17 protein-coding genes, 1 tRNA gene and 6 pseudogenes are annotated in these 23,132 nt (G+C 55.9%); 8 read left to right on the forward strand and 16 right to left on the reverse strand.

The features are described from left to right. Positions 1–3 precede the first annotated feature (3 nt). The gene (locus ACRYA2_RS20840; protein WP_433632657.1) at positions 4–1,275 is read left to right on the forward strand and encodes an MFS transporter; all 1,272 of its coding nucleotides are present in this window, start codon (positions 4–6) and stop codon (positions 1,273–1,275) included. Between the two features lie 461 nt (positions 1,276–1,736). Next, on the forward strand, positions 1,737–1,943 hold the full coding sequence (locus ACRYA2_RS20845; RefSeq protein WP_433632661.1) for a hypothetical protein: 207 nt from the start codon (positions 1,737–1,739) through the stop codon (positions 1,941–1,943). 112 nt (positions 1,944–2,055) lie between these two features. Here the strand turns inward: ACRYA2_RS20845 and ACRYA2_RS20850 are convergent. Beyond that, positions 2,056–2,163 (reverse strand): annotated as a pseudogene (locus ACRYA2_RS20850) (IS1595 family transposase); the annotation flags it as partial. Between the two features lie 47 nt (positions 2,164–2,210). On the opposite strand from ACRYA2_RS20850, the pseudogene ACRYA2_RS20855 reads away from it, so the two are divergent. Both ACRYA2_RS20855 and ACRYA2_RS20860 read left to right on the forward strand, forming a co-directional pair. After that, positions 2,211–2,498 (forward strand): annotated as a pseudogene (locus ACRYA2_RS20855) (helix-turn-helix domain-containing protein); the annotation flags it as partial. A gap of 7 nt (positions 2,499–2,505) precedes the next feature. After that, entirely contained in the window at positions 2,506–2,859 is a 354-nt protein-coding gene (locus ACRYA2_RS20860) for a winged helix-turn-helix domain-containing protein (RefSeq protein WP_433632664.1), read from the forward strand. An 80-nt stretch (positions 2,860–2,939) separates the two neighbouring features. Here the strand turns inward: ACRYA2_RS20860 and ACRYA2_RS20865 are convergent. Beyond that, positions 2,940–3,930: pseudogene (locus tag ACRYA2_RS20865) on the reverse strand (transposase). A gap of 253 nt (positions 3,931–4,183) precedes the next feature. Here ACRYA2_RS20865 and ACRYA2_RS20870 point away from each other — a divergent pair. Further along, positions 4,184–5,293 (forward strand): IS630 family transposase, encoded by a 1,110-nt coding sequence (locus ACRYA2_RS20870; RefSeq protein ID WP_433632667.1) that lies wholly within the window; start codon positions 4,184–4,186, stop codon positions 5,291–5,293. 13 nt (positions 5,294–5,306) lie between these two features. Here the strand turns inward: ACRYA2_RS20870 and ACRYA2_RS20875 are convergent. Together ACRYA2_RS20875 and ACRYA2_RS20880 are read right to left on the reverse strand one after the other, a co-directional pair. After that, a pseudogene (locus tag ACRYA2_RS20875) lies at positions 5,307–5,405 on the reverse strand (transposase); the annotation flags it as partial. A gap of 83 nt (positions 5,406–5,488) precedes the next feature. Then, positions 5,489–5,698, reverse strand: a pseudogene (locus ACRYA2_RS20880) (IS5/IS1182 family transposase); the annotation flags it as partial. A 115-nt stretch (positions 5,699–5,813) separates the two neighbouring features. Here ACRYA2_RS20880 and ACRYA2_RS20885 point away from each other — a divergent pair. Then, the gene (locus ACRYA2_RS20885) at positions 5,814–8,117 is read left to right on the forward strand and encodes an APC family permease (protein ID WP_433632670.1); all 2,304 of its coding nucleotides are present in this window, start codon (positions 5,814–5,816) and stop codon (positions 8,115–8,117) included. A 154-nt stretch (positions 8,118–8,271) separates the two neighbouring features. Here ACRYA2_RS20885 and ACRYA2_RS20890 read toward each other — a convergent pair whose 3' ends face one another. After that, the gene (locus ACRYA2_RS20890) at positions 8,272–8,520 is read right to left on the reverse strand and encodes a hypothetical protein (protein ID WP_433632672.1); all 249 of its coding nucleotides are present in this window, start codon (positions 8,518–8,520) and stop codon (positions 8,272–8,274) included. Positions 8,521–8,556: 36 nt separating this feature from the next. Continuing rightward, positions 8,557–8,637 (reverse strand): annotated as a pseudogene (locus ACRYA2_RS20895) (IS6 family transposase); the annotation flags it as partial. 1,243 nt (positions 8,638–9,880) lie between these two features. Here ACRYA2_RS20895 and ACRYA2_RS20900 point away from each other — a divergent pair. Next, positions 9,881–10,867, forward strand: coding sequence for an HNH endonuclease (locus tag ACRYA2_RS20900; protein ID WP_433632675.1), 987 nt, complete (start codon positions 9,881–9,883; stop codon positions 10,865–10,867). A gap of 105 nt (positions 10,868–10,972) precedes the next feature. Here the strand turns inward: ACRYA2_RS20900 and ACRYA2_RS20905 are convergent, their stop codons facing one another. The 10 genes from ACRYA2_RS20905 to ACRYA2_RS20950 all read right to left on the reverse strand — a co-directional run bounded on the left by ACRYA2_RS20905 (position 10,973) and on the right by ACRYA2_RS20950 (position 20,196). After that, positions 10,973–11,302 (reverse strand): DUF6884 domain-containing protein, encoded by a 330-nt coding sequence (locus ACRYA2_RS20905; protein WP_433632677.1) that lies wholly within the window; start codon positions 11,300–11,302, stop codon positions 10,973–10,975. A 76-nt stretch (positions 11,303–11,378) separates the two neighbouring features. Further along, positions 11,379–13,643, reverse strand: coding sequence for a hypothetical protein (locus tag ACRYA2_RS20910; RefSeq protein WP_433632680.1), 2,265 nt, complete (start codon positions 13,641–13,643; stop codon positions 11,379–11,381). 219 nt (positions 13,644–13,862) lie between these two features. Beyond that, positions 13,863–14,258 (reverse strand): PIN domain-containing protein, encoded by a 396-nt coding sequence (locus tag ACRYA2_RS20915; RefSeq protein ID WP_433632682.1) that lies wholly within the window; start codon positions 14,256–14,258, stop codon positions 13,863–13,865. Further along, the gene (locus ACRYA2_RS20920) at positions 14,255–14,452 is read right to left on the reverse strand and encodes a DUF7557 family protein (RefSeq protein WP_433632684.1); all 198 of its coding nucleotides are present in this window, start codon (positions 14,450–14,452) and stop codon (positions 14,255–14,257) included. Before ACRYA2_RS20920 ends, ACRYA2_RS20915 begins: the two co-directional genes overlap by 4 nt. 445 nt (positions 14,453–14,897) lie before the next feature. Continuing rightward, positions 14,898–16,055, reverse strand: coding sequence for a DUF763 domain-containing protein (locus tag ACRYA2_RS20925; protein ID WP_433632687.1), 1,158 nt, complete (start codon positions 16,053–16,055; stop codon positions 14,898–14,900). A gap of 406 nt (positions 16,056–16,461) precedes the next feature. Next, on the reverse strand, positions 16,462–16,611 hold the full coding sequence (locus tag ACRYA2_RS20930; protein WP_433632690.1) for a hypothetical protein: 150 nt from the start codon (positions 16,609–16,611) through the stop codon (positions 16,462–16,464). A 252-nt stretch (positions 16,612–16,863) separates the two neighbouring features. Further along, on the reverse strand, positions 16,864–17,259 hold the full coding sequence (locus tag ACRYA2_RS20935; protein WP_433632692.1) for a DoxX family protein: 396 nt from the start codon (positions 17,257–17,259) through the stop codon (positions 16,864–16,866). Positions 17,260–17,342: 83 nt separating this feature from the next. Continuing rightward, positions 17,343–17,427, reverse strand: a tRNA-Leu gene (locus tag ACRYA2_RS20940). A gap of 563 nt (positions 17,428–17,990) precedes the next feature. Further along, entirely contained in the window at positions 17,991–18,971 is a 981-nt protein-coding gene (locus ACRYA2_RS20945) for a mechanosensitive ion channel family protein (protein ID WP_433632695.1), read from the reverse strand. Between the two features lie 604 nt (positions 18,972–19,575). Further along, the gene (locus ACRYA2_RS20950; protein ID WP_433632697.1) at positions 19,576–20,196 is read right to left on the reverse strand and encodes a thermonuclease family protein; all 621 of its coding nucleotides are present in this window, start codon (positions 20,194–20,196) and stop codon (positions 19,576–19,578) included. Positions 20,197–22,007: 1,811 nt separating this feature from the next. Here ACRYA2_RS20950 and ACRYA2_RS20955 point away from each other — a divergent pair. Further along, positions 22,008–22,265, forward strand: a complete 258-nt coding sequence (locus ACRYA2_RS20955; RefSeq protein WP_433632699.1) for a hypothetical protein — start codon at positions 22,008–22,010, stop codon at positions 22,263–22,265. Positions 22,266–23,132: the final 867 nt, after the last annotated feature.

Genomic DNA, 23,132 nt, shown 5'->3' on the forward strand with positions numbered 1-23,132 from the left:
GCGATGAGTGCGCCCACCGAAGCTTCGACACCGAAAGCACTCAACGTCATCCCGTTCGTCGCGGTGACGAGCGTCGGATACGTGCTGTTCGCTCCGGCCGCGATTCCCGACGTGCTCACTGACCGGTTCGATATCGGCTACACGGCGTTCGGTCTATTGACGAGCGTGCCGCTCCTGTCGGTCGTCGTCGCGCAAGCGCCGAGTAGCTACCTCACGGCCAGGTACTCGACGACTCGGATTCTGCTCGTAGCCACGGTAGTAGACACGGTGGTAGCGCTCACACTCGATTTCGCTCGCACCTTTCTCGCCCTGCTCGCCCTCCGGACCGTCTGGGGCCTCGCGGGCGGCGTCATACTCACCGTCGGTGCGACACACATCGCCAGACTGCATCGGAATTCGAAGGCGACACGCCAGCAGGGGTTCTACGGCGGTGCGTTGACGCTCGGCGGAGCGATTGCCTTTCTCGCGGCACCACTGCTTCTCGAAGCCGTCGGGGCGGCCGGCCTTCACGGCCCCGGCGCGCTCCTGGGAGCGTTCGCGAGTGCCATCTGTTGGCAGCATCGAGACGAACGCAGTACCCACCCTGGCTGTTCTCGCCCGGACGCCGAGAGGACCGAGAGCGCCGAGACGGCGTCCACGCGTGACCGACGCGATCCGTCCGATTCCACGGCGCGTGACCGGACGAACGGCGAGTCGTCGAGCGTTCGCCATCTCCTCACCCATCCCGTCGTGATAGTCGCCGCATTCTGCTACGTCGCATCACTCGGATCGTACGTGACCCTGTCGACGTTCGTCACTGCGTACTTCGACGCGCTCGACGTGACCGGGCCGCTGAACGCCGCCGTGTTGCTCGTTGCCACTGCCGGCCGGGCAGCCGGCGGCGTCGTCGCCGGCCGATGGGACGTCCGTGACTGGACGTCGATCGTTGTGGCGACGACGGCAGCGGTGGTGGGGTTCTTCGTTTTGGCGTTCGCTCATTCACGAATCGTACTCGCACTCTTCCCGCTCGTTGCGATGCTCGCTGTCTCGCTTCCGTTCGGCGCTATCTACGGGGTCGCAGCCAACTCGACGGTCAGCGAGGGCGCAGCGCTCGCGGTCGTTATCGCTGCCGGCAATCTCGCCGCGCTCCTGTTGCCGACCGTTACCGGCGCAATACGTGATGCGACGGGCGACTACAGCGGCGCCTTCGTCGTGCTAGGAGCCATCAACGCTGTTGCGGCCGCCGGAGTAGTCGCGCTGCAGCGGTCGTCCGGCCCTCGTTCGAACGCCGGTTGACAGGTCTTCGAGTCGATCGGCCACGACGGTAGCCCCGGGACGGCAAGCGACTCGCAGATGGGATTCGTATTCCGGAGTCGTCACGTCGGCGAACAGCGTAGACCTGAACTCTCGAGACAGGGAAAACAGATACGCTCATAGGAAGCACGTTGTTGGTAAGTCAGAGGATGGTTCGAACAATTTCTTTGAGAGCGTCTTGACCGGGTTTGCGGAAGATTCGGCGACGAACAACGAGTTTCGGACGGTGAGTATGGACGAGTGTGAGCCGTATCTGTTCAGCGGTTATGGCTTCATCACCTTGAACGTCGAATGTACTCTTGCGCCTGAGACTGTCCTTGCTATTCAGGTCGGTAATCGGTCAGCCGATTCTTTCCTTCGACTTCATAGATATGTCCTCGATAGCCAATGTATACTCAGATCAGCCAGTATGCTTTTAAAGCCGAATTTCAATATATAATTGTATGCTTGAGGATACTCAGGAACGAGCGAAGCAACGTGCTCAGTCCCACATAGATGAGGCGAAAGATGAACTTGGAAGGCAGATGTTTGATATTTTGGAAGAGCACTTTCCGGAGCAGACAAAAGCTCAACAGCGAGAGGATCGCCTACAGATGTTCGTCGTTGGTGTCGCTGTCGGTATTCTCGCTCATTACCTCTTCAATCGGTGATCTAATTCTATCAGTTTCTATATAATTTTAGAACAGAACCGATAGTATCCCCCCGGTGCGGTTTCAATATTGGCTATTGAAGCAAACTGAAGTAAAGACGCTCTTGGGTAGTCTAGCGGAATACATTGACGGCGATGCAATCGACGAGGCCGTGAATCGGTGCCCCAGTAAGATTGAGTGAGCGGAGGAACCCGTAGGTACAAGCGGCCTGCTCCAAGCCCGAGTGTTCTGCGCAAAGTATGGATATGCGCAGCGCTTAGAGGGTGTATGAGTGGAAGTCGTCGGTTCGACGTTGAAGAGCATCTTTCCGAAGAGGAGCTTGATACAGCGATCAATGAGGCACAGAAGGCGGACGAGACCCGGCTCGTCCGCCGTCTCTGTTTCGTGAAGAACCTATACGCTGGCGATCTTCTCGAAGAGGCCGCTAAACGTGTCGGAGTTTCTCAGGCAAACAGCAGCCGGTGGGCACACGCCTGGAACGACGACGGTGTCGATGGGTTACGTCCGAGCTTCGGGGGCGGTCGGCCCCCGAAGCTCACTCCCGAACAGTTCGACGAACTCTGTGACATCCTCGAAGAGGAACAGCCTTGGACGCTACAGGAGATTCACACTCATCAAGGAGCGGTACGGTGTGACGTACGATTCGGCTCACTTGAGTCGAAAACTCCGAGCCGCAGGGATGGTCTATGCGAAGCCGCGTCCAATGGATCCCCGGCGAGCCGAGAACGCTGATGAGATTCTCGCCGAGCGCCTCGTCCAGGCGCTCGGCGAGGACGATGCCGACCAAGAGGAGAAGGAGGAGGTGGATGAACCAGTTGTACTGGGATTTTTCGATGAGTCGTGGCCGCAGCCGTTCGATAACTCACAACGAATGTGGTCGTTTGATCGGACTGTGAAGATCGAAAACCGCTGGTAACAGCCCCATGGCGATCGATTGGCTTCTACGCGTTGATCGGCCAAAGTACGATCACGTTCGAGGGTGTCATAGAACTCTTCTCACACCGTGATGATCGTGCTCCCCGGATTGTCTCCGCGTTCGTAGTTGGTGATTGCGATGACGAGGCGGAGGCACAGAGCAAGGAACACCTGCGCTCGTGCATGGACGCGGCCTCGGGCGAACGCACGCCCGAGGCCGCAGTCCTTGACTGATTCGTTGGTTCGTTCAACTCCTGTCCGGCGGTTGTACGTCTCGTCTAGCGTCGATTGCTTCAACTGAACGTCTTCGCTGTGTTCGGTGATGCGGTCTTCGACCCTGTACTGGATATCGAGCGGATCGTCAGTGTTTCGCGCATTGTACGGAACGACTGGCACGACCCCTGCAGCCAGCAGGTGGTCTGCCAGTCGAGCGTGTCGTAGGCACTGTCACCGACCATCCACATCGGCTTGGCGACGGCGAGCGCGTCACGCGTGACGCGCATCGCCGTCTCTTCTGACGCTTGCTTGCTCTCGGTGAATTCGGCTGCAATCGGGATCTTTTGCCCGGTCGAGACGATCGTGCACCCATAGCCGTGGTAGTACTCTTCGGCGGTTGGATCGTAGCACTTCGAAGCGTCTTGATCGGCAGGCATCGCTCTCACGTCGGTTGAATCGATGCAGTAGGTCAAGTCGAGCAGGCCGCCCGTCGCGGCCTGCTCGACGAGTCGGTCGAAGACTTCGTCAACGACATGTTCAAGACCGGTGAGAAAGCGATCGACCGCCGTCGAGAGACGCGGTCGATCGAACCCACAGCTAAGCCAGACAACCGTGTTCTGAAGCTCTCGTTCAACAGGACGGATGCCGTAGATATCGTGGTAGTAGCAATGGAGGAAGCCACGCATCATCTCTGGTGGTTCGTGGTCTCGTGTTCGCCCCGTCTCCGCCGGGCGAACACGTCGAACTCTTCGAGAAACTCGAAGGAGAGATGCTCAAACAACGCTAGTGTTTTGGTTTCCGCGACATTGAAGAACGACTCTATCGAAGGAGCATCTTGCAGGATCGCTGAACTTATTCCACCTCAGCGTTCACCCTGCTCTTTGGTGTGCTAACTGTTCTATGACACCCTCTCACGTTCAGCAATCGAGTGACCAAAGAAAGTATCTGTGAAGCGTTAGTGGAGATTCGCGAGCAGAATCCGCCCGACCGGATTCTGCTCGTTGCAGACAACGATAGCACTCACCATGCACTTCTCACTCAAGAACGTGCCGACGAACTCGACAATAGTGCTTAGGGGAAGTTATGAAGATAGGATCTGTTGTAAGAGTATGTCTGGAGATCGCCGTAAAGAGATCGTCCGTTACCTCAGTGAGGACGATCTCAATCGACTCCTTGCAGAGTCTACCAATGAGAAGCTCACTGAGTGGCTGATTTTCCTCAAACGTATCTACAAAGGCGCGACTTTGGAGGACGCTGCCGACATCGTCGGCAGCGTCCTCCGCCACAGGAACGCGCTGGGCTCGCCGATGGAACAAGGGGGGGGGTCTCGGTCTTTTGATGCCGAACTTGGGGGCCTACCGCCCCCGAAGCTCGACGAGGAACAACGAGAATACCTTCTCGAACTGCTTCGCGACGGCCAACCGTGGAAGAAACAAGAGATACAGCATCTCATCAACGAAGAATTCGACGTTGAATTTCATCCGGTCTACCTGAGTACCTTCCTCGAAAAGCTCGGTCTCTCCTACGCAATTCCGCGGACTAAGCGTCCATCACGGCCAGAGAACGCCGAAGAGATTCTCGACGAACGCGTCGCCGACGCGTTCGTCGAGGAGCCTGACGACACTCCGCACAACAAACGCGACGGAGACGACGAGGAAGGTTGGGTTGTTGACGAGGAAATCCGTACGGACGGCGGAACCGTCCTTGGATTTCTCGACACATCTCATCTACAACCGTGGGATAACTCACAGCGGCTCTACACTGTGGATGATCCGCACATCACCCGACCGCTGGTTTGTCTAACTTCACCAGCAGTCGGGTTCTATGCAGTCTCCGGTGAGAGTGTCCTCCAGTTTCCGAGCAATCAAGAGAAAGAGCGGATTTGCGAGTGTCTCGAAGGAGTCCGCGAGCAGAATTCGGGCGCCCGGATTCTGCTCATCTTGGACAGCTTCTCGTCGCACGTGTGCGAGTACACGCGCAAGCGAGCACACCAACTTGGGATTGATTTGGTGTTTCTGCCGGTTGGCTCTCCCGACCTCAATCCAATCGAACAGGTCTGGAAGAGCCTCAAATGGGAAGCCTCGCCGTTGATTGTAGAGAGCGCGGCAGAATACCGCGCTCTCCTCACCAAGCTCTTTGAGCAACTCACTACCAAGCTGAGCTTCGCAGCCTCTTGGATCGACAATCACCTCGGCAAATATCTTCAAAAGTTACGCTAGGCACTAACGGTCAAGAACGGCAGCGAGGGCAGGAAACGCTGTCACGCCAGCGGACCTGTTCCAGCAGGTCCGCTGCGAGCGATTCCGAGCTAAACACATTGAGCGGAATCATTCGTGTCGGACACCGCTAACGCAGTGTCCTTGCCCTCTTCGATTCGACAGCAGCAGCTGAACTGAATCAACAATCTCCTACAGAAGAGCGCCGAGGATATTGGGCATCTCACTCAGCAAATCAAGTACGACGCGGTAGAATTTCTCCAAATAGACACGGAGACAATGGAGTGAAACCACAGCATAGTCGGCGAATCCGCCACCACCGTCCGGGGCGGCGGATTCGCCTCGGCCACCAACAGCATTTTGAGCTAACGTCACAGCCTTCATCGTGAAGCGGGACGTTTTCGACATGGACATCGACAGCCTCCCGCTTCAACTCCTTTGATCTAGCGACTCAGCCCAATACAGTCTAGTGATTTACCAGAGGCCACTTGCTTTATTATTCCCGGATATAAAAGCGGATTCCATGTCCGACGATAACCTGGATCGCGGTCTCGGGCTTCCTGCGACCATCGCCATCTCTATGGGGTCGATGATCGGAAGCGGAATCTTCATTCTTCCTGGAGTGGCGTATCTGGAGGCTGGAGAGAGCGCCAGTGTGGTGTTAGCGTTCCTGCTGGGCGGCATATTGACCATACCGGCGGCGCTAAGCGCGGCAGAACTGGCAACGGCGATTCCGGAGTCCGGGGGCAGTTATACCTACATCCAGCGTGGGATGGGACCGGTCATGGGGACTATCGCCGGCGTTGGGAACTGGATGGTGTTGAATTTCAAGACGGCACTGGCCCTGATCGGCGGACTGCCCTACCTCGTCTACCTCTTTCCGCGAGTCAAGGAATTCGGTCTGTCGCTCGGCCCGGTAGATCTTCCAGCTGTCGTGGTGTTGTCAGTAGTATTGATTGTCGTTTTCACGTTCGTAAACGTGGCGAGTTCAGATGGCGCAGGCCAGGCCCAGAACATAATCGTAGTAGTGATGATGGCGGTGTTAGGGCTGGTGATTCTAGTGAGCCTCCCGGATGTGGCCAGGTCGGATCCGACTAGAGTTGTTGACATCCAGTCCGGCGGCTTCCTCTCGGCAACATCGCTGGTGTTCGTTGCGTACGCTGGTGTTATCAAAGTAACTAGCGTCGCTGAAGAGATCCAAAACCCCGACCGCAACATCCCTCTGGGGATCATTATTTCTCTTGCCGTTACGACCATCGTGTACATTGCCATCACCCACATTGCTGTCGTCACCGTCGATATTAGCGGACTGGTCGAGAACGCCATCCCGGTGAGTCAGGGAGGGCTGAAATCGGACGGCGAGGGCGCGATCATCGCCATCGCCGCCGAGAATATCATCGGCACTCCCGGAGCGATCCTAATCGTTGCCGCCGCGCTCCTCGCGCTGGCCTCGACGGCGAACTCTGGCATTCTCTCCGCTTCCCGATATCCGTTCGCGATGGCCCGGGACGGCCTCGCTAACCGCGAGTTCGCTATCGTAAATTCAGCGACCGGTACCCCCGTTGTTTCCGTGCTTGCTACCGGCGGTGCGGTGGTGTCCATGGTGGTGTTCCTGCCCATCGACAGCGTAGCCCGGTTCGGCGCTGCCTTCCAGATCATTGTCTTCATACTCGTTAGCGGTGCCGTCATCGGCTTCCGAGAGGCAAACCCTGATGAATACTCCCCTTCGTATCTCGCCCCTGCATATCCCTACCTCCAGTTATTCGGTGTCGTCAGCGGCGTCGTCCTCCTCACACTACTGAGCACCCTCGCATTCGTTGGCACTGTCACTATTACAGCCCTCTCAATCGTGTACTACTACGTGTTCGCTCAGCTGCACTCCTCGACGGAAGGCATGGTGAAAACCGAGCTCCGAGAAGAACTCGTTGACACTGCCGAGAACCAGACACGGTCTCTCCTCAACCGTGAAGGTGAGTACCGTATCCTGATCGCGCTCTGGAACCCAGGCGATGTTAGCGACCGCAGCAGCGAAAAAGATGATCTTCTGGACATTGTCTCTACACTCGACAGTCACGGCCTCGACCTCAGTATCGACGTGGTCGAATTCGAGCAAGCCCGCAAGGCAACGTTTGACGAGGAACACCCTGATATCAACGCCGATGATCCGCCGTGGGTCGAAGTGTACGAGGACGTCTCTTACCGCCACGTCAGCACCCGCAATATACGGGAGTCTATTGTCGAATACGCCACATATAACGGCATAGACATGGTTGCCCACGCATTTGCCCCCAACACAGGACGGATCGGTTTTGTCGACGGCGACTTGGGGTGGGCCCTCGAAAACACCCACTGTGATAGCGTCGTCCTCACCGGTAGCTCCCCCGACACGGTAGAAAAGGTCACTCTTGTATCGAACGGCCCGACATTCCTCCCTACCGAATTGCTCCTCGCCGACGCCCTCACAACCGCCCACACGGCCCATCTTGAAATTATTCACCTCGTTGCGGAGGACGCTTCTGCGGAACACAGTCGCGCGGAGTCGTATCTCGACGCAGTCCGTGAGGAGTTGATCTCCCCTACGACGACGCAAATTGTCGAGACTGCCGACCCGACGACAGAAGCCGCCCGCCTCAGTCGGGACGCCGACATCATGCTGACGGAGTTGGATATTAGTACCGTCTGGCGGCGACTCCGGCCTGTTCCCACGGTCGCTGCCGGACTCAACGGCGCTGGTCCTGCCGTGTTTGTCTACTCCGATAACCCCCTCAATTACCAGACGATTTACAAGCGGATCCTGATGAAGTACGTCTTCCGCGGCCTCCGCTGATCATCGCGCGGTGATGGAATGTGGTAGCATTTTCCGCCCTCCAAAACAAGTCAAGTATGGTCCTTTTGGAGTAGTCAAAGTACATCTAGTGTTTTCACATTGGAAGATATGCGCACTGTTTTCAGCACGCGGTTCGCGTCACCTGTTGTATACTTTAACAAAGGGCACCATTCAGGTGTGTTAACCGCCGTATCGAACGCGTATTTGGATGTTCACGCATTTCCGTTTCGAAGTTATCTGGACCGCCTTCGCGGAGCCAGACCAACGGAATCATCGCCTGTCCGCCAAGGGGCACAACACGTTCGAGTTCGAAATCGTCAGAGAGCACACGTCCGAACTCGAATTGCTCCGATTGAATGCTAATATCCGCGATTGTGGAGTGTTCTGCGGCGTCAACTGCCATATTGGTGCGCCAACATTAAGCTACTTACGGCACTGTCTAGTTGAGAACCTCCTCAACTGGCGTTCGTCCATCTAACGCTTGGTTTGGTCGATCGTGGTTGTAGTGGTGTCTGAACCGCTCTCTTCGGTTTCTCACACCACATCCAACAGCACCGCTACCGCAGACAATCGATCGCATCCGTGCTTTCCTCGTTGTTCTTTCGATGAAAATTTCCCGGGATTGTAGTATCACTCATCACCGACTGGCAGCAGGATACGCTTTGACCAACCCCTCGTTCCGTGGCAACGTAGTACTATTCACCGACCACGGTTGACCATCATCCGACGACCCCACTCGGCGAGACACTACTAACTATAGTCTCGCGAGCGTCATCGCGGACGTTTAAGATATCAATCGCGTCGGCGACGTTAGCCCGGTACGGCGTTCGGTCCGCATCCCTTCTCGCCATCTTGCTCTGGCGACGGCGAACTTGGAGACGCGTCTGTTTCTGGTCGCGTTCTCGCTTTGCCTCGCGCTTGCCGCCTACCCAAGCCCGGAGCGCCGCCTTCCACTCGACGTGATCATTGGCGTAGTCCGGCTAGAGCACCTTTACTCATCTTTACCGCTGTCTCGTGAACCTGTTGAGAAGGTCGGTTACAACATTGTAATAACGGGGGTCGACGCCGTCGACCCCCTCTCGTTTCGCAGAAACGACGCAGAAAAGGACGCACCCCACAGTAATCGTATCAACGTTACCACCGTGGTTCACCGGGAATGCGGTGTGGATCTCGTGCGGTGGTGTCGCCGCAGACGGGGGTTCGGGAATCCCCGTGATTACACTGTTGTAACGCTCCCTCTCGTGGTTAGTTTCCTCCCGTGTTGGCGTTGTGTGCTCGCATCCAGCCGACAAGATCGGGATCAGTGAACGAGATCTCGATATGCCGGCCGCCGACACCGAGTGCGTCGTCCGCTGACAGCGTCCGACTCTCTTTGTAGGGTCACGCCAGGGACGCGGTCGGCCATTTCCTCCATGACGCGATAGCCGTCGTTCTTGGACGCACACCAGCGGGCGGCGACCGTCCGATAGTCCAGCCGCGCTATCATCGTGTCGTCTCCTCTGCAATCTTCGTCTCGGCTTCAGGAGTGCGTCGATAAACTTGAAATGGAGAACGAGGAGTTGCGCGCAAAGCTTGACAAGGAAGTCGAACAGAACGAGCTCGTTCGTACCTAGCTCTCACATCATGAACGTTCTTACGAGGTCGAAAATCCGCCTACTGCTCGGTTCAATGCAGAAAACTTGGAAGTAGAGACAACCCCTCTCTAACCGTATGGTTAGTCTATTGGGGAAAGAATCATCACCCCTACCTATGACAATCTCTGCATGTCTTCGAATCGGCTCCGTAGTATCGTTCCGATGTTTGGTGGCGGAACGCAGTATATTGAAACGCTAGACGCGATTCTTGATTTCGTTGAGGCGCATCAGCCGACGTCGGATGAACTCGTTGGCTGGCACCGGGGATCATTCCCAAACGTGTCGAGTCGAGACTCGATTATGCGACGGGCGAGTTATCTCCAGCAGGTCGGATTCCTCCACCAGGCAAACGACCATTGGGAACTCGGTGACGCTGGTCGGGAGTACATTGAGCAAGGTGACATGGCGACGCTGCTCCGGATCATGTGTGATCGGAACGTCGGGCTACGGAGTCTCTTGTATGCGCTGGTTGCTGGTCCGATGACGCTTGCAGAGGTGAGTGACCAGCAACTCGACACACATCCGGAGTTAGGGTGGAGTCGCGGAGAGACTGACATGGCGACACAGCGAGTGAATTGGCTGCGGAGCATGGGGCTCGTCGAGAAGCGCGGTAACGAGTACGCGTTAACGGAGGATGGCCTGCAGTTTACGGAGAGTGCTGTGGAAGAGTGGGCTGACTCGGACTGGACACCGTCGGTGAACGATGCTGGGATGAGTGCTGGGACGTACGAAGCGACTGTCCACGCCCGCACGGTCGATCCGGAGTTCCGTGCAACGGTACTGTCCCGTCATAACCGAACGTGCCCGATTTCTGGGGTGGATCATCCCGGCCTATTGGACGTGGCGCATATTCTGTCGTGGAGCGACTATCCAGACCACAGGGCAGATCTCTCGAACGTATTGGCCCTCAGCAAGACACATCACGCGGCTTTCGACCGGGAGCTATTCACGATTGATCGAGACTACCGGCTGCGCGTAAATCCTGAGTTCGAGACTGAGAGTGACGTGTTACAGCGGACGATCATCGACCGTGACGGGGAGCGAATCTCGATCCCGGAGGAGAGCCTGAAGCCACAGTACGTAACTCAACACAATGCCCCACTTGAGTGGGTGTGAAAGTCATCGATAGAACCCGATTGTTCAATCAGCGGAGGGATAGCTGCTCTAACCGAGTAACGGGAAAGATGGGAGGAGGGTTTGTGGTCAAAGGTGATCGTTGTATCAGGCGAGTGTTTCGCCATATTGGAGTCCATCGGTCGGTGTTTCGATTGTAATAGTGGCGTTAGCGTCAGTGAGCAGTGGGAGGAGTTCATCGTAGTAATCGCGGCCGGCGTGGAACACGAGCCGTGTTTCGTCTGTGAGCAACCTGTTGTCGCGGAGTTGTGTGGAGACCGTGTGGGACCAGTCTCGTTTCCGTTTGACTGACGCACCGCTCAGTGTTTCGTCGTATGGATCGATAGGTTCGCCATCAGGTTCAAGTAAGCCATGTTTTGCCGAGAGGATGTACCAGTCATCGTGGCCTCGGGCGATTCGCTTGATTCGGCTGGCCATACAGACCCTAGGTGGGCCAGCGGTCCCTGTGTTGCGCCCTCACCACAGCCACAGCGGCCAACCCGAAATTCAGTAGTTACATCGTGACTTCTCTCTCCGACTCACCTGCCTCGAAGGAAATGACCGTTCGTTCGTTCGCCGTCGCCAGTGTGACCTCAACAGGGTGGGACGAGTCAACGGCCACGCGAATCGCCTGTGAGGGATCGATTCCGGCATCTTCGACCCACACCGTCAGCTCGGAGACACTGTCCAGCGTCAGGTCAAGCGCGTTCTCCGCAGGTGGGTTCGAAATTGGGTCCTTCCACGTAGTGCCACGCTTGACGTGCGGTGTCGGTTCGGTCCCCTCGCGTTCGTAGTCCGCTTCGACCGGTGGGGCCTCACCGAACGCACGCGACCGAGCGTCGACGCGGCCCGACTCCGCATCGGCGGCGACCGTCGCGTCCGACACCCAGTACGCCCCATCGTGGACGAGTCCGAACTGTTCGGCATCGTACTTGGGAACCAACGAGTAGACGACACGCGGTGGGTGCATCGGAACGGTGGCGTTCCCGAGGAAGTCACGGGCCGGCCCCCACTCGTCGCGGAAGGCGAAGGTGAAGTGGTCGTACTCGGGGAACACGTCGAGTTCGTGGCGATAACCGAGTTCCCGCAGTCGCTCCGCTGTCGCCGTGTACACCGGCGCGGGAACGAGCTTGTCAGCTCCTCCGTTCCACATGCGAAGCGGGAGATTGCGGAATCCATCGAGGTACTTGGGCGTACTTCCCTCATACGATTCGGCTTCGAAGGCACCACCAGAGACGGCGAACGCTCGTGCGAACAGACCCGGGTACTGCCCGCCGAGCCGGAACGTCCCGAACGCACCCATCGAGTACCCACCGAGGGTCACCTGGTCGGAATTGATCGCGTACCGTGAGCGGACGTCGCCCCACGCCTCGAAGACGTCGAGCTCTGCCTCGTTCAGGTACCACCCTGCTGGCCCCCTCCCGTGTGGGGTGAGGATGAAGGAATCACGCTGTTCACCCAGTTGTCGGAGGAGGTTCGGACTCAGGGTGGGGTACTCGCTGTATGTCGACCCGAGTGAGTGCAGGTGGAGATGCATCGCGGTCGGCGTCTCAGAGTCGTAGCTCTCGGGAACGTACAAACCGTACTGCTGGACCCGGCCACGAAGGATGTCGTTCTCTGCGTCGACACCCGACCCGATATCGTAGTGCGACGAGTAGAGACGCGTCTGAAAGCCCGTCTCGGGAAGTCGGCGCTCTTCGACGTTCGTCTTGACCTTGGCGAAGTCGATGTCGGCGTGGAACTCGCTGATGTCTCGGGCCGCGAGTGCCGTTGCCTGCGCGTGGTCGCGCCAGTGGCCGTACCCGATGCCGCGAGAGCCGGTCTCCGTCGCATCGTCGAGTTGTTCCTCACCGGTTTCGCGGTCGATGTTCGGTGCGCCGACCGGTTCGTCGAAACGGAAACCGACGTTGAACACCGGCGGGGGTGACGACTCGTGAGCCCCACCGGGATGTGTCTCATCGGGGAGTTCCTGGATGGGAACAAACAATTTCTTGTCGGGGTCGAACAGACCGACCACGAGGTAGTGGCGCCACGTCTCTTCGTCCGGGGTGAGAGGGACCGTCACGTCGATCTGGTTCCGAGCGAGGTCGACTTGTGAGTCAACCGGTTCACCGTCGAGTTCCGCGCCGTCACCCCACGTCACGACGACATGATTGAGCGACAGGTCACCGAGCGTCCCGAGGCCGTACCCCCACTCGTCCGTCCCCGTGGTGCCACCGGTGTCGATGCCGATGGCTGCGGCAGCGATGCCTGACTGGGTCATCGTGTTGAGTGTCACGCGGTATCGGAGACTGTCACCCTTCGTCGTCGCCCGAAATTCGAGGAGGTCGGCAGCGTTATGGCGGTACGTCTCGGCGTCCGTCGGGTAGACCACGTCACCCGTCATCACCCCGTTTTCGCCGTACGCCGAGGCATCGTTCGGTGCGGGTTGTGGCGGTTCGGCCGTCTCTGTCGTGTTCGCGCCGTAGTCGTCGTAGATGTAGTCCTGATACTGATACTCACCCTCGGAGTACCCCTCGGTCCCTGCGACGAGCAGCGGCTCGGCACGCCACGGTGAGCTGTTCTCGAACTGCGGCGCCGTTGCGGGCGGTTCGTAGAGAACGTCTGGCCCCTGTTTCGGGCTGGTTCTGGAACTCGCTGCGGCAGGTTCGGTCAATCGTCCGGACACACCGACGCCGAGCAGTCCCCCTGCGACAGCTGTCTGGAGGAGCCGTCGACGTGAAAGAGTACCTCGGATGTTCGACTGACTAGATTTGTCATGATCGTTGTGGTCGGTCACACGAGAGTCTCTCGATGAATCGCATGTAATCCCTCTGGCCGGCGTGTCACGCAACCGTCGTGTGTTGTGGCGGTGGCCAACCTCCTTGTCACGATCTGTATCGTTCTCACAAAAGAGGACGTTTCGTCCCATACTCCTATTGCTCACGTGTAGCACATTGTTGATGGACCACTGTCTTGCAGTTCATTACTCGGCCACTCCAATCCGTCCGCTTAGTCACTACTTGCGGGTGAGATTCGTGACGTCCATCATCTCAGTGAGCAGGCTGGTTTCGAAATCGCGGTCCGTGACGATGAGTTCGTCTCCAGTTGATCGTGCGGTCGCAGCAATAAGCAAGTCGCGGACAGCCATCCGGTCACCGTCATCCATCAATGTATCCTGCATTCGGGCCGCCTCCAATGCGATTTGTTCGTCGAGATCCAATGCTCGAACGCCACCGAACTGCTGGCGGACTTCAACGACATCGGTCTCACCGCTCCCAACGGTTCCGTTCACAACCTCGAAGACGCAAAGTGAGGACGTGAGATATGGTTGGCCGCGTTCTTCGACAGCCTCAACGACGTTTGGGACGCCTTCTAGCATATCGATGATGACGGAACTATCGAGAAACGTCACCGTTCGAAGCTCTCTCGGGATCGTTCTACAGCTGCCCGCGCTCGGTCGGCGTCTTCTTTGTCCCATGCACCAATGTCGATGGGTTTCTCACTCTGTACGAGACGTTCGAGGAGTTCATCAAACGTCTCGTCGTCCCGTTTCAGACTCTCCAGCATCCGTTTTGTGTCGTCAGAGACTCTGATTGACGTGCTCATGTGTATACAGACTGCATACACACGTAATTAGCTTACGGAGATTCAAGGAGAAAGCCCCCAAAGGGTGGGAATGAATCCAACAATCCCCTACACCAACCATCGCTTGATGCCACGGCATGATATCTCACTCCCAAATCTATACATTCAGTAATTGTATAGACGTAGGTTACGTATAGCGAAACAGGTCGTCACCCGCGCCGACACTGCTGCCATCAGGAATCAGTCACAGGTGCAGAACGACCTCGACAGTCTCGGATTCGCCGCGTCGAAACTCTGGAACGTCGGACAGTAGCTGCGGGACCAGGTGTGGAGCGAGATCGGCCACATCCACTCGCCAGAATTCACCTGACCGTTCAATGAGTGGACGGCGAAATTGGTCAGCGATTAGAATTTTATGATCATGGCCAATATGCGCCCTACATTGAGCGTTGCGAGAGTTGGAGTATTACTCAAGGTCGGCCAATCTCTTGAGCGACTGCTGTTGGGTATTGCGGTCGATTTCTGCACCTTCGAGCACCGAACGCATATACTCGACCGATTGGTCGTAGCGCTCCCGCTCAACCGGATGTGGTGTCCCATCTTTACCACCGTGGGCATAGGCGTACTTTGCAGGATCTTCCCGAGAACTCTCAGCATCATAGACGAGTTCCGCGATGAGCGCTAACGCCCGGAGTGATTTTGGGCCGATTCCATCTAGTTCTACAAGTTCTTCGTAGTCACTCGGTTGATATTCATATGCATGCTGAAGCTGCTCGAGTGCTTTCTCTGAGAGATCGGCTTGACGGAGTTCATGATGACTGGGCATCTTCAGGTTGGAGTCATTGCTCAAAGTAACCTTGTCGCTCCCGCCGTCATTGGCGGCCTTCGACGAGTCACTGCCAAGCGTACTGGCGCCGAAATCGGCAAGCGAGCGCTGGCCTTGGAGTTCACGTTTGAGGTGGGCTGGATCGTCCTGTACAAGGTCTATAGATATAGCCCGTGTTTCGGCGGAAGCCTCTGCCGTGAGGTCCAGCGGATTGGATTGGCGCTCCTGAGAACAGATTGCCGCCTGGGGTTCCTCAACGAAGCTCTCGACGTCATCGGACAGCCAGTGATACCGCCGTGCCATCGACTCACTCATCCCTTGCTGGACGACACACCACGTCCCCGACTCAGCGATGGTCATCGTGTGATGATAGAGAGTATATGAATCTTGGACACAACCGTTGTCAACCATCGCACTTAGTCGCGAAGTCCGTTTCAGTTTCTCCCGTGTCTCTGACGAGAGGCCAACGGTGCTGGCGTCGATTTCATCGGGAGTCTTCCGCGATGTCGCCCCTTTTCCCCCTACTACGGTAATACCGTGTTTGTCAGGAGAGAGTGCCTCCTTTAGCGCTCCCATCGTCGTTGTCGTGACCCCCGATGAGTGCCAGTCGAACCCGAGGACACACCCAAGAGCCTGGAACCAGTATGGGTCCGACAGCCGCCGGAGAAGTTCATCCTGACCATACTCTGCAATGACTGCCTCGGCGATTGCTTCGCTTAGATTGACCATGCGGTCGAAGAGCCACCGTGGGGCCGATCCAGTATGGAGTGGCAGATCGGCGCTGGAACGTCGGGCCATTGTGTGGGTGTGTAAGGGGTTCGATCGGGAAGAGTCGTAGCCGGAGACTGAAAGTGGTGCAATGATGTTCGCTGTAGCTCCTGTTCCCCACAATAAAGATGCATTGTATATCTGAAATTTATCGGCCAGATCATCGATCGGAAGTCCGTTCTATCAACATACTGGCTTGGCGGCGACTCACCACTCACCTAAAACAGCTCTCGCCGCCTCCGACGGATATCTAGTTGGATCCAAATAAATACCATACTGTAGAGCAGGACAGTGGCGATCTCGAAGTCGACTTAATAATCTTCGATAATTAGAGTTGTTTGCTAATAGGTAAGCAGAGACTCTGTCGCTGTCAATAGCGACCGCCATCAATCGCGGTCCTGTGAGCTATCGCAGATTCCGTCTGTTTGGCGTGAATTCACTCGTCGGTATCGCCATCATCGGAGAGGGAGTCGTCGACACGGTAGTCATCGGAGTCGCCGTCGAAATCGTCAGCTAATGCGGCACGGATGTCCTCGCGCTGAGCATACATCCGTTCGCGGAGTTCAGCGATTTCGTCGTCAGTCATCGGCTTTTGATCCCGTGCCATCGGTCGTACCTGGTACTATCTCGTTCGAGGTTCTTGGATAAGTTGTCTTTGGCGGGGTCAAGGGACAGTGACGGGGCGGTGTATTCGGTCGGCTTATTGTCTTTGTCTCAATAAATATCGATCTATAAGCCGTCCTCGGTGACATCATGGACGAATTCATTCGCCCTCACATCGTGGTCGTACCGAACGGCTAGTTGAGAGTGAGTCCAAAAGAGTCCTATCGAAAGTGCGTTACTCGTGATCGCGATCTGCGACGCCAAGGAACACGAGCGCGGCACCAATCAACGAGACGTTCTTGATGAAGTGCGTTTGTTCGGCGTTCCGCTGCTCGCCGTCCAGGTTCCAGAAGTCGTGCATCTGGGGCGTGATTCCAGCGAGGAATGTCACGACGGCACCGGCGGCGAGCCGAGGCAGCCGCCAAAACACAATGCCGAGACTCCCGAATAAGAGCGAACCTGTTGCAAGTGGCACTAACAGGCCAGCCTGATCGACACCTTTGCTCTCGGCGTACTGAATACGTCCGTCGAGATTCGCGAAGTTTTCATATGCCGAATACGCGAGCATCCCGCCAAACAACACACGTCCAACGATAAACACCATCCGCCGTAGCCGGATCTGGAATGACATACACTCTCTGAACAAGGACTGGCCAAAGAACACCGTTTCGATGCCGGCACGACCATCGGGGAACGAATGGTCCTTACGTCGACTGCGAGGGATGGGATTCGAACCCACGGACTCCTACGAGAGCGGGTCTTAAGCCCGCCGCCTTTGGCCAAGCTCGGCAACCCTCGCATATCGCTTACGTGTCAGCGGTGCCAGTATCTCCCCCTTCAGTACCGGAATTCTCCGACTTCGATTACTCCACAAGCAGGCGTTCACATAAATGCTCTCAAAATCTACTCATGCTCACCGTCTATTCTGGAAGATGGATCCCTGCAGGGGTACGAGTAAGGCCGAGTGTGGCGAAGTCGCTATCAAACGCGAAAATATGGTCGATCTCGTATTCGCGCACACAGGTGCTTGTGTGGTCAACGAACGGGATCTGCTGGTCGTCATAGCGCTCGAACGCATCACAGGCGGCCGTGAACCGCCTTGAGGTCACGCCTCGAGGCTTTCCGTTTCGACGACGCGACATGTAGGAACCGACGAAGAAGAGCCTTCGTCAGTTTCTACACAGCATATCGTCAATATTCTCCTCAGCAACGAGCTCACCTGCCGTTGGTTTCAGCGACCAGAATGAGTTATCTGGATTGGCGCCGCTCGGTTCGGCCGGCTCATCTGCGGAAATGCTTAATCTCTCTAGCTGGGGAGTCTCCGTTCTGTGTTCCGAGGGAATACGCCAGCGCGGGAGGATGTCAAGGCCGGGGTTCCTTGAGGTCAGACTGGTTCCGGAGCTCAATAGTGCCGGTAAGACCCCGCTGGGGGTAAGGAATTTCAATTCCGGCGTCATCGAAGCGCTGTTTCACGTTCTGGATGTACTCACTTCGGACCTGTAGGAACTTCGCTCGACTGGGGTTCGCGATCCAAAACCGTGCAACGAGGCCAACAGAGGAATCGGCAAGAGCTTCGTCACCCATACGGATTGTCGGAGCGGGGTCTGAGAGAATGTCTGGATGGCGCTCGGCCTCTTCGTGCAGAATCTGAGTTGCTTTCTCGACGTCATCCCCGTAGCCAATCCCGAATGTACATTGGAGCCGGAGTTCATCCTCCGCGACGGGGTTATTAATTACATCCTGGGTGAGTAGGGAGTTCGGCACGGTGAGGAGTTCGTTATCGAACGTCCGAATACGGGTGACGCGGAGGCTGATATCCTTGACAATTCCGGCGTTTGGCATATCTCCTGATGAGGGCCATTCGATCCAGTCACCGATCTGGAACGGGCGATCAATATAGATGAAGACGCCTGCGACGAAGTTCGCAATAAGATCCTTAAGCGCAAACCCAATTGCGAGCGTGGCGGCCGCACCGATAGTTGCAAACGATGCTAAGAAATTCCCATAACCAGCGAGTCCAAATGCGACGGCGATGGCAGTAAATCCGATTATGATTTTCAATAACCGAAGTAAGGGCTGTCGAGCGTCTCGGTTGACACCACGTGCGTCCAACATCCGGTTGGCGAGGGGGACAAGCACGACACGTGCCACTACGTAGAGCACGAGCAGCGTAAGCGCAAACGTGATAACTGCTCCAACAATTTCAGCGTACGGTATCCCGAGTGAGCGGAGGAACTGCCCGATTGGGCCGACGGTCTCAGGTTGGAGATCAGGAACTGTGGGTGTCGTTGAATTTGCCGACGTATTATTCGTCGTTGTTGGTGTTGTTGTTGATGGCGGCATTGGCTGTAATTAATGCGAGACTGGATACTTGTATCCTCTGGGGATACAACAGTTCTGTTATCGTGATACGGATCTCGCATCAACTGTACTAGTTGCCGAATTCGGGGTGTCTATAGGTACTATATTGAGTCAAACGTATTGAGTTAGAAGTACCGATACCTCCTGAGTTCTTGAGTCGCAGTGAAAATGCTCACGACTGAATTCGATTTCTGACTTCGCTGTGGTCCTGTTACGGTAGTTTGCAGTAGTGGATCGGATGAGAAGAATTTGTATCTTGAACATCTACGCAGCGTACGTGGACTCTAAGTACGTATGGTCGCCCGATGAATCAGAGCTGGCTGAAGATGAATTAGAGGAGTTAATTGACTAGCTGGAAGTAGCTGAAGAGATGGACATCTGGCCAACGAGCGACCGAATGCTAACACTCCATCTCGACATATCCAGTCAAACCCAAGGGGAGTAATCAGAGGAAAGACCAGGTTTGGAAATAATGAGTGATGCAGATGGATAAAATATGCTCCCTGAGGGAGGTGACCTAGTTCGTTCCACTTCTGGTTACCGGAAGTGGAAGTCCATTTCTATTAGTGAAGAAGATTCAAACCGCTTAGAGTGACTCACAGGCGACGCCGTCATCGTCACCGTCGAGGCGATGGGGATCACCGGATGTACGGTCGAGCACGGCCTGTGCTTGTTCCTGCGTGTCGAAGCTGCTACAGTCATAATCGCCGTCAGCGGGCGGTGGCGGTATATCAACACCGTCTCCGCCATCAGATGGTGTCTCAGTTGCTTCAGTTATTGACGTAGATGTTGAGGTAGAGCCCTGAAAGTCCCATAACCTGACGTTGTTTTGTTGTGCTTGCGCTTCAGCATGTTCGAAGTTACTTCGCTTCGAGAATGAGCTGTCGTACAGCCAAGCGTAACCGTCGGTCGACAGCCGCTGGTTGAAATTCTCACCATCGACGTAAATGTAGACGAGAAGTCGACCAAAGCTCCCACGGCGGTCAGCCTTGGGATCCGTCGCAATTTGAACGGTTTTGCTATCGAGTTCGTCGGTTGCAAACTGGCTGGCACGCTCACCCCAACTGAAGAGATGGTCACGGCCTGCTGCTGTCTTAGGAATACCCTCGAATTCTCCGGGAGTAACGCGACTCAAAGTCGTTTCTGGCGTATCGACTCCAAGAAGGCGAATTGTATCAGTTTCACCGTTTGGGAACTCCACTTCCATCGTATCACCGTCAATAACTCGAGTAACGGTGATAGTCCATTCAGTACCGCTCTCTGGCCCGCGACTAGACTGTGTCGTTGGCTTGGATGTGGTTGTCGGCTCAGCAGTAGTCGTCGGCGTTGGTGTCGGAGTCGACTTGGCTGTCGTAATTGATGTCGTGGTCTGAGTTGGGGTTTGTGTCGATGTTAGGGTTGTAGTAGACTGATTCGTCGTGATCTGTGTTGATGTTGGAGTAGATTATGTTGTCGTAGTCGCTGTTGATGTCGGGGTTGCTTGGAAGGTGGTCGTTGCAACTGTAGTCTCTGTCGCGCCTGTTCCGGTATTAGCACTACATCCTGCAAGGACAAACATTCCCGCGAGTGCCACTGCGACAAATACATTCGAAGTATTCACTATATTTATAGAAATAGCTAATAGACGTATAAACCTATTCTTTCTAGAACAGTCTCTATTCTACTATGTCAAAGAGATAGAGAGAGGATAGACCTTCTCGAAACTATGCTGAAATTTGTACCAACGATAGTAACCGCAGTTCCCCGAATTTGACCAGACGCCACAGCAACGCGCACATCATGAATGTTTTAGAGTCGAAGTACTTTTTGACAGTCCGTTACAAAGACTCCGTTATGAGTAGACTGTCGAGCGCTATTTGAGTTGGGTGAGTTCCTTCGCTGTCGCGTACCTCATCGGATCGCGTCTCCGCGACCAGCAGACCGGGCTATTAGCGGGGATGGTTTCAGCGACGGTCGCCGCAACCGTAAGTTGGGCTGCCTACAGCGTCGCGGAGGCTGTCGAACGCCGCCGGGCGACTGGCTCAATTAGTGGCAATATCTAGGCATTAAAAGACAAATGCACACTGCTTCTCGATTAATCCTTCTTCTCACTAGAACACCACAGTGAATTCTCCCCTTCAAGGAATGGACGTTCTTTTCTCGGGATAGCCGTGGCGAACCGCCTATGGGAGGCTATCTCAGGTGGGACCTCTTCGGCGGTAAGTCATCACGCTCGACACTGAGACGGGCGATGTGCTTGCCTATACTGCCCTTACCACCTTCACCGGCACACTCACGGCACGCACATAGCCGGCGTTGATTAACGCGACCGCGGACGGCTCGCTCAACGCCATCCCCACTGACGGCGCGACCGACTACGAGATATGCGTCTCTGTCCCAGGCAAATTACGACAAACATAGTCACTTTGGCCACAGCTAGTGGTGGTGAGAGCGGTGGGGCACTGAGAAACGCATGCTAGAGGACTGCCTCTCGCCCCGCCTTCCTCTCAGTGTCTGGGTCGCCATTAGAACGCCTGCAGACATTGCCGACCAGGACACGCTCACCAACGGTGCCGCCATTTATGTGATCGAGAGGGGATCATTTATATCCCATTGGCCAATAACGACGGCAGTGACTGATTATTCAGCCCGGACAAGTGTAGTCCAAGCATGTGGCTGTGAGAGCCAACGGGTGTTCCGACGAGTATTTGGAAGTCAGTGATGACAGTCGCAATTGAACCGCTCGTCGAGACGGCGACTGGAACGGTCGGACTCCTCCTCATTTTTGTCTACTCAGTGCTGGTCGCTTTCGTGCTCCCACTGCCTGGGGAACTAGTCCTGTTCCCAGCGCCACAGATGGAGCTAGGCGTCCCACCCACAGTCAGTGTTGGTATCGTCATTCTCGTAAGTGCAGCCGGGAAGGCGATCGGTAGCGTCATTGCGTTTCGAATTGGCCGGGGTACGGTCAGTGCTCGGCCCGCACGGTGGTTATTACGGCAATTTACACCCCGATACGGTGTTCCACCGAACAATGGACCGGTGACAACCCTTGTCCGCAAGTACGAGTACGTCGGCTTGGCGGTGCTACTCTCGGTCCCATTGATGCCCGACACGGCCGTCATCTATACCTTCAGCATCCTCAACGCCGACAATGAACGACTGTTGATTCTTGCTGCCTTTCTCGGGACGGTCGACCTCGATAGCGTCGCCAATGGCGTGTTCGAGACGGAGGTAGACGCCAACGTGACGGGAACCTACCGGTTCCACGTCCAGGCAGTTGTGTTGGTCGGCTCATAACCAACCGAGATAGGACAGCGACAAGTAAAGCGACCGCCTTCGTTCACTAGGAGAACGATCAACACCCCCAAATATAATTCTGGTCACCAATCCACGACGACCACCGCCTTGAGACCAGATCGCGATCTTGAGAGGGGAACGTGGTCACAGGAGAGTAGCCTTTCCCCGGTCCGATTCGTGCGTCACCACAGGCAAAATCGGGATCAGCAAATGAGATTTTGATATGTCGACCACCGACACCGAGTGCGTCGTCCGCTGACAGCGTCCGACTCTCCTTGTAGGTCACGCCGGGAACACGCTCGGCCATTTCCTCCATCACGCAATAGCCGTCGTTCTTCTACGCACACCCGTCGTGGGTGGCGACCGTCCGATAGTCCAGCCGCGCTATCATCGCGTCGTCTCCTCTGCAATCTTCGTCTCCTCCGTGTCTGAGACATTGACTTCACCGTGTTTTCAATCTTCTAGGCGCTTTTTCAGTCGGCGGTATTATAGTCCACTTATTTAAGTTATCTTTCATTAGTGTTCATCCGCTTGTCAAGGACGTCCTAGGCCATTTCCAGCTCAGTAACTAGTCCTCGAGATCGTTACTCTACTCATCCTTTACAGTGACCATTCGTTTGACTGCCTCAACATGCTTGGTAAATGCCCGGACGTAGTCGGCGAGCCAGACAAGAGATAGCGCTACATCGTGATTCGGAGCTAGAGGCACTTCGGACAGAGTGGTATCACTCAATGCCGCTACCTCCGTACGTGCTGCCAGTGTCGCATTATCGTCTGGTTCGGTGATTGAGAGAGGGAGAAGGCGGACAAGTGTGTTGAGTGTATAGTAGATCACTCTGCTAACCACCTTCGTAACGTTTCGGACAA

This window comes from Halomicrococcus pelagicus (genome assembly GCF_050954125.1).

What these genes read in the sequence shown, in the direction of transcription:
- ACRYA2_RS20840 (WP_433632657.1), top strand. Translation starts at nt 4, where the DNA reads ATGAGTGCGCCCACCGAAGCTTCGACACCGAAAGCACTCAACGTCATC.
- ACRYA2_RS20845 (WP_433632661.1), top strand. Translation starts at nt 1,737, where the DNA reads ATGCTTGAGGATACTCAGGAACGAGCGAAGCAACGTGCTCAGTCCCAC.
- ACRYA2_RS20870 (WP_433632667.1), top strand. Translation starts at nt 4,184, where the DNA reads ATGTCTGGAGATCGCCGTAAAGAGATCGTCCGTTACCTCAGTGAGGAC.
- ACRYA2_RS20885 (WP_433632670.1), top strand. Translation starts at nt 5,814, where the DNA reads ATGTCCGACGATAACCTGGATCGCGGTCTCGGGCTTCCTGCGACCATC.
- ACRYA2_RS20890 (WP_433632672.1), bottom strand. Translation starts at nt 8,520, where the DNA reads ATGGCAGTTGACGCCGCAGAACACTCCACAATCGCGGATATTAGCATT.
- ACRYA2_RS20900 (WP_433632675.1), top strand. Translation starts at nt 9,881, where the DNA reads ATGTCTTCGAATCGGCTCCGTAGTATCGTTCCGATGTTTGGTGGCGGA.
- ACRYA2_RS20905 (WP_433632677.1), bottom strand. Translation starts at nt 11,302, where the DNA reads ATGGCCAGCCGAATCAAGCGAATCGCCCGAGGCCACGATGACTGGTAC.
- ACRYA2_RS20920 (WP_433632684.1), bottom strand. Translation starts at nt 14,452, where the DNA reads ATGAGCACGTCAATCAGAGTCTCTGACGACACAAAACGGATGCTGGAG.
- ACRYA2_RS20925 (WP_433632687.1), bottom strand. Translation starts at nt 16,055, where the DNA reads ATGGCCCGACGTTCCAGCGCCGATCTGCCACTCCATACTGGATCGGCC.
- ACRYA2_RS20930 (WP_433632690.1), bottom strand. Translation starts at nt 16,611, where the DNA reads ATGACTGACGACGAAATCGCTGAACTCCGCGAACGGATGTATGCTCAG.
- ACRYA2_RS20935 (WP_433632692.1), bottom strand. Translation starts at nt 17,259, where the DNA reads ATGTCATTCCAGATCCGGCTACGGCGGATGGTGTTTATCGTTGGACGT.
- ACRYA2_RS20945 (WP_433632695.1), bottom strand. Translation starts at nt 18,971, where the DNA reads ATGCCGCCATCAACAACAACACCAACAACGACGAATAATACGTCGGCA.
- ACRYA2_RS20950 (WP_433632697.1), bottom strand. Translation starts at nt 20,196, where the DNA reads ATGGAAGTGGAGTTCCCAAACGGTGAAACTGATACAATTCGCCTTCTT.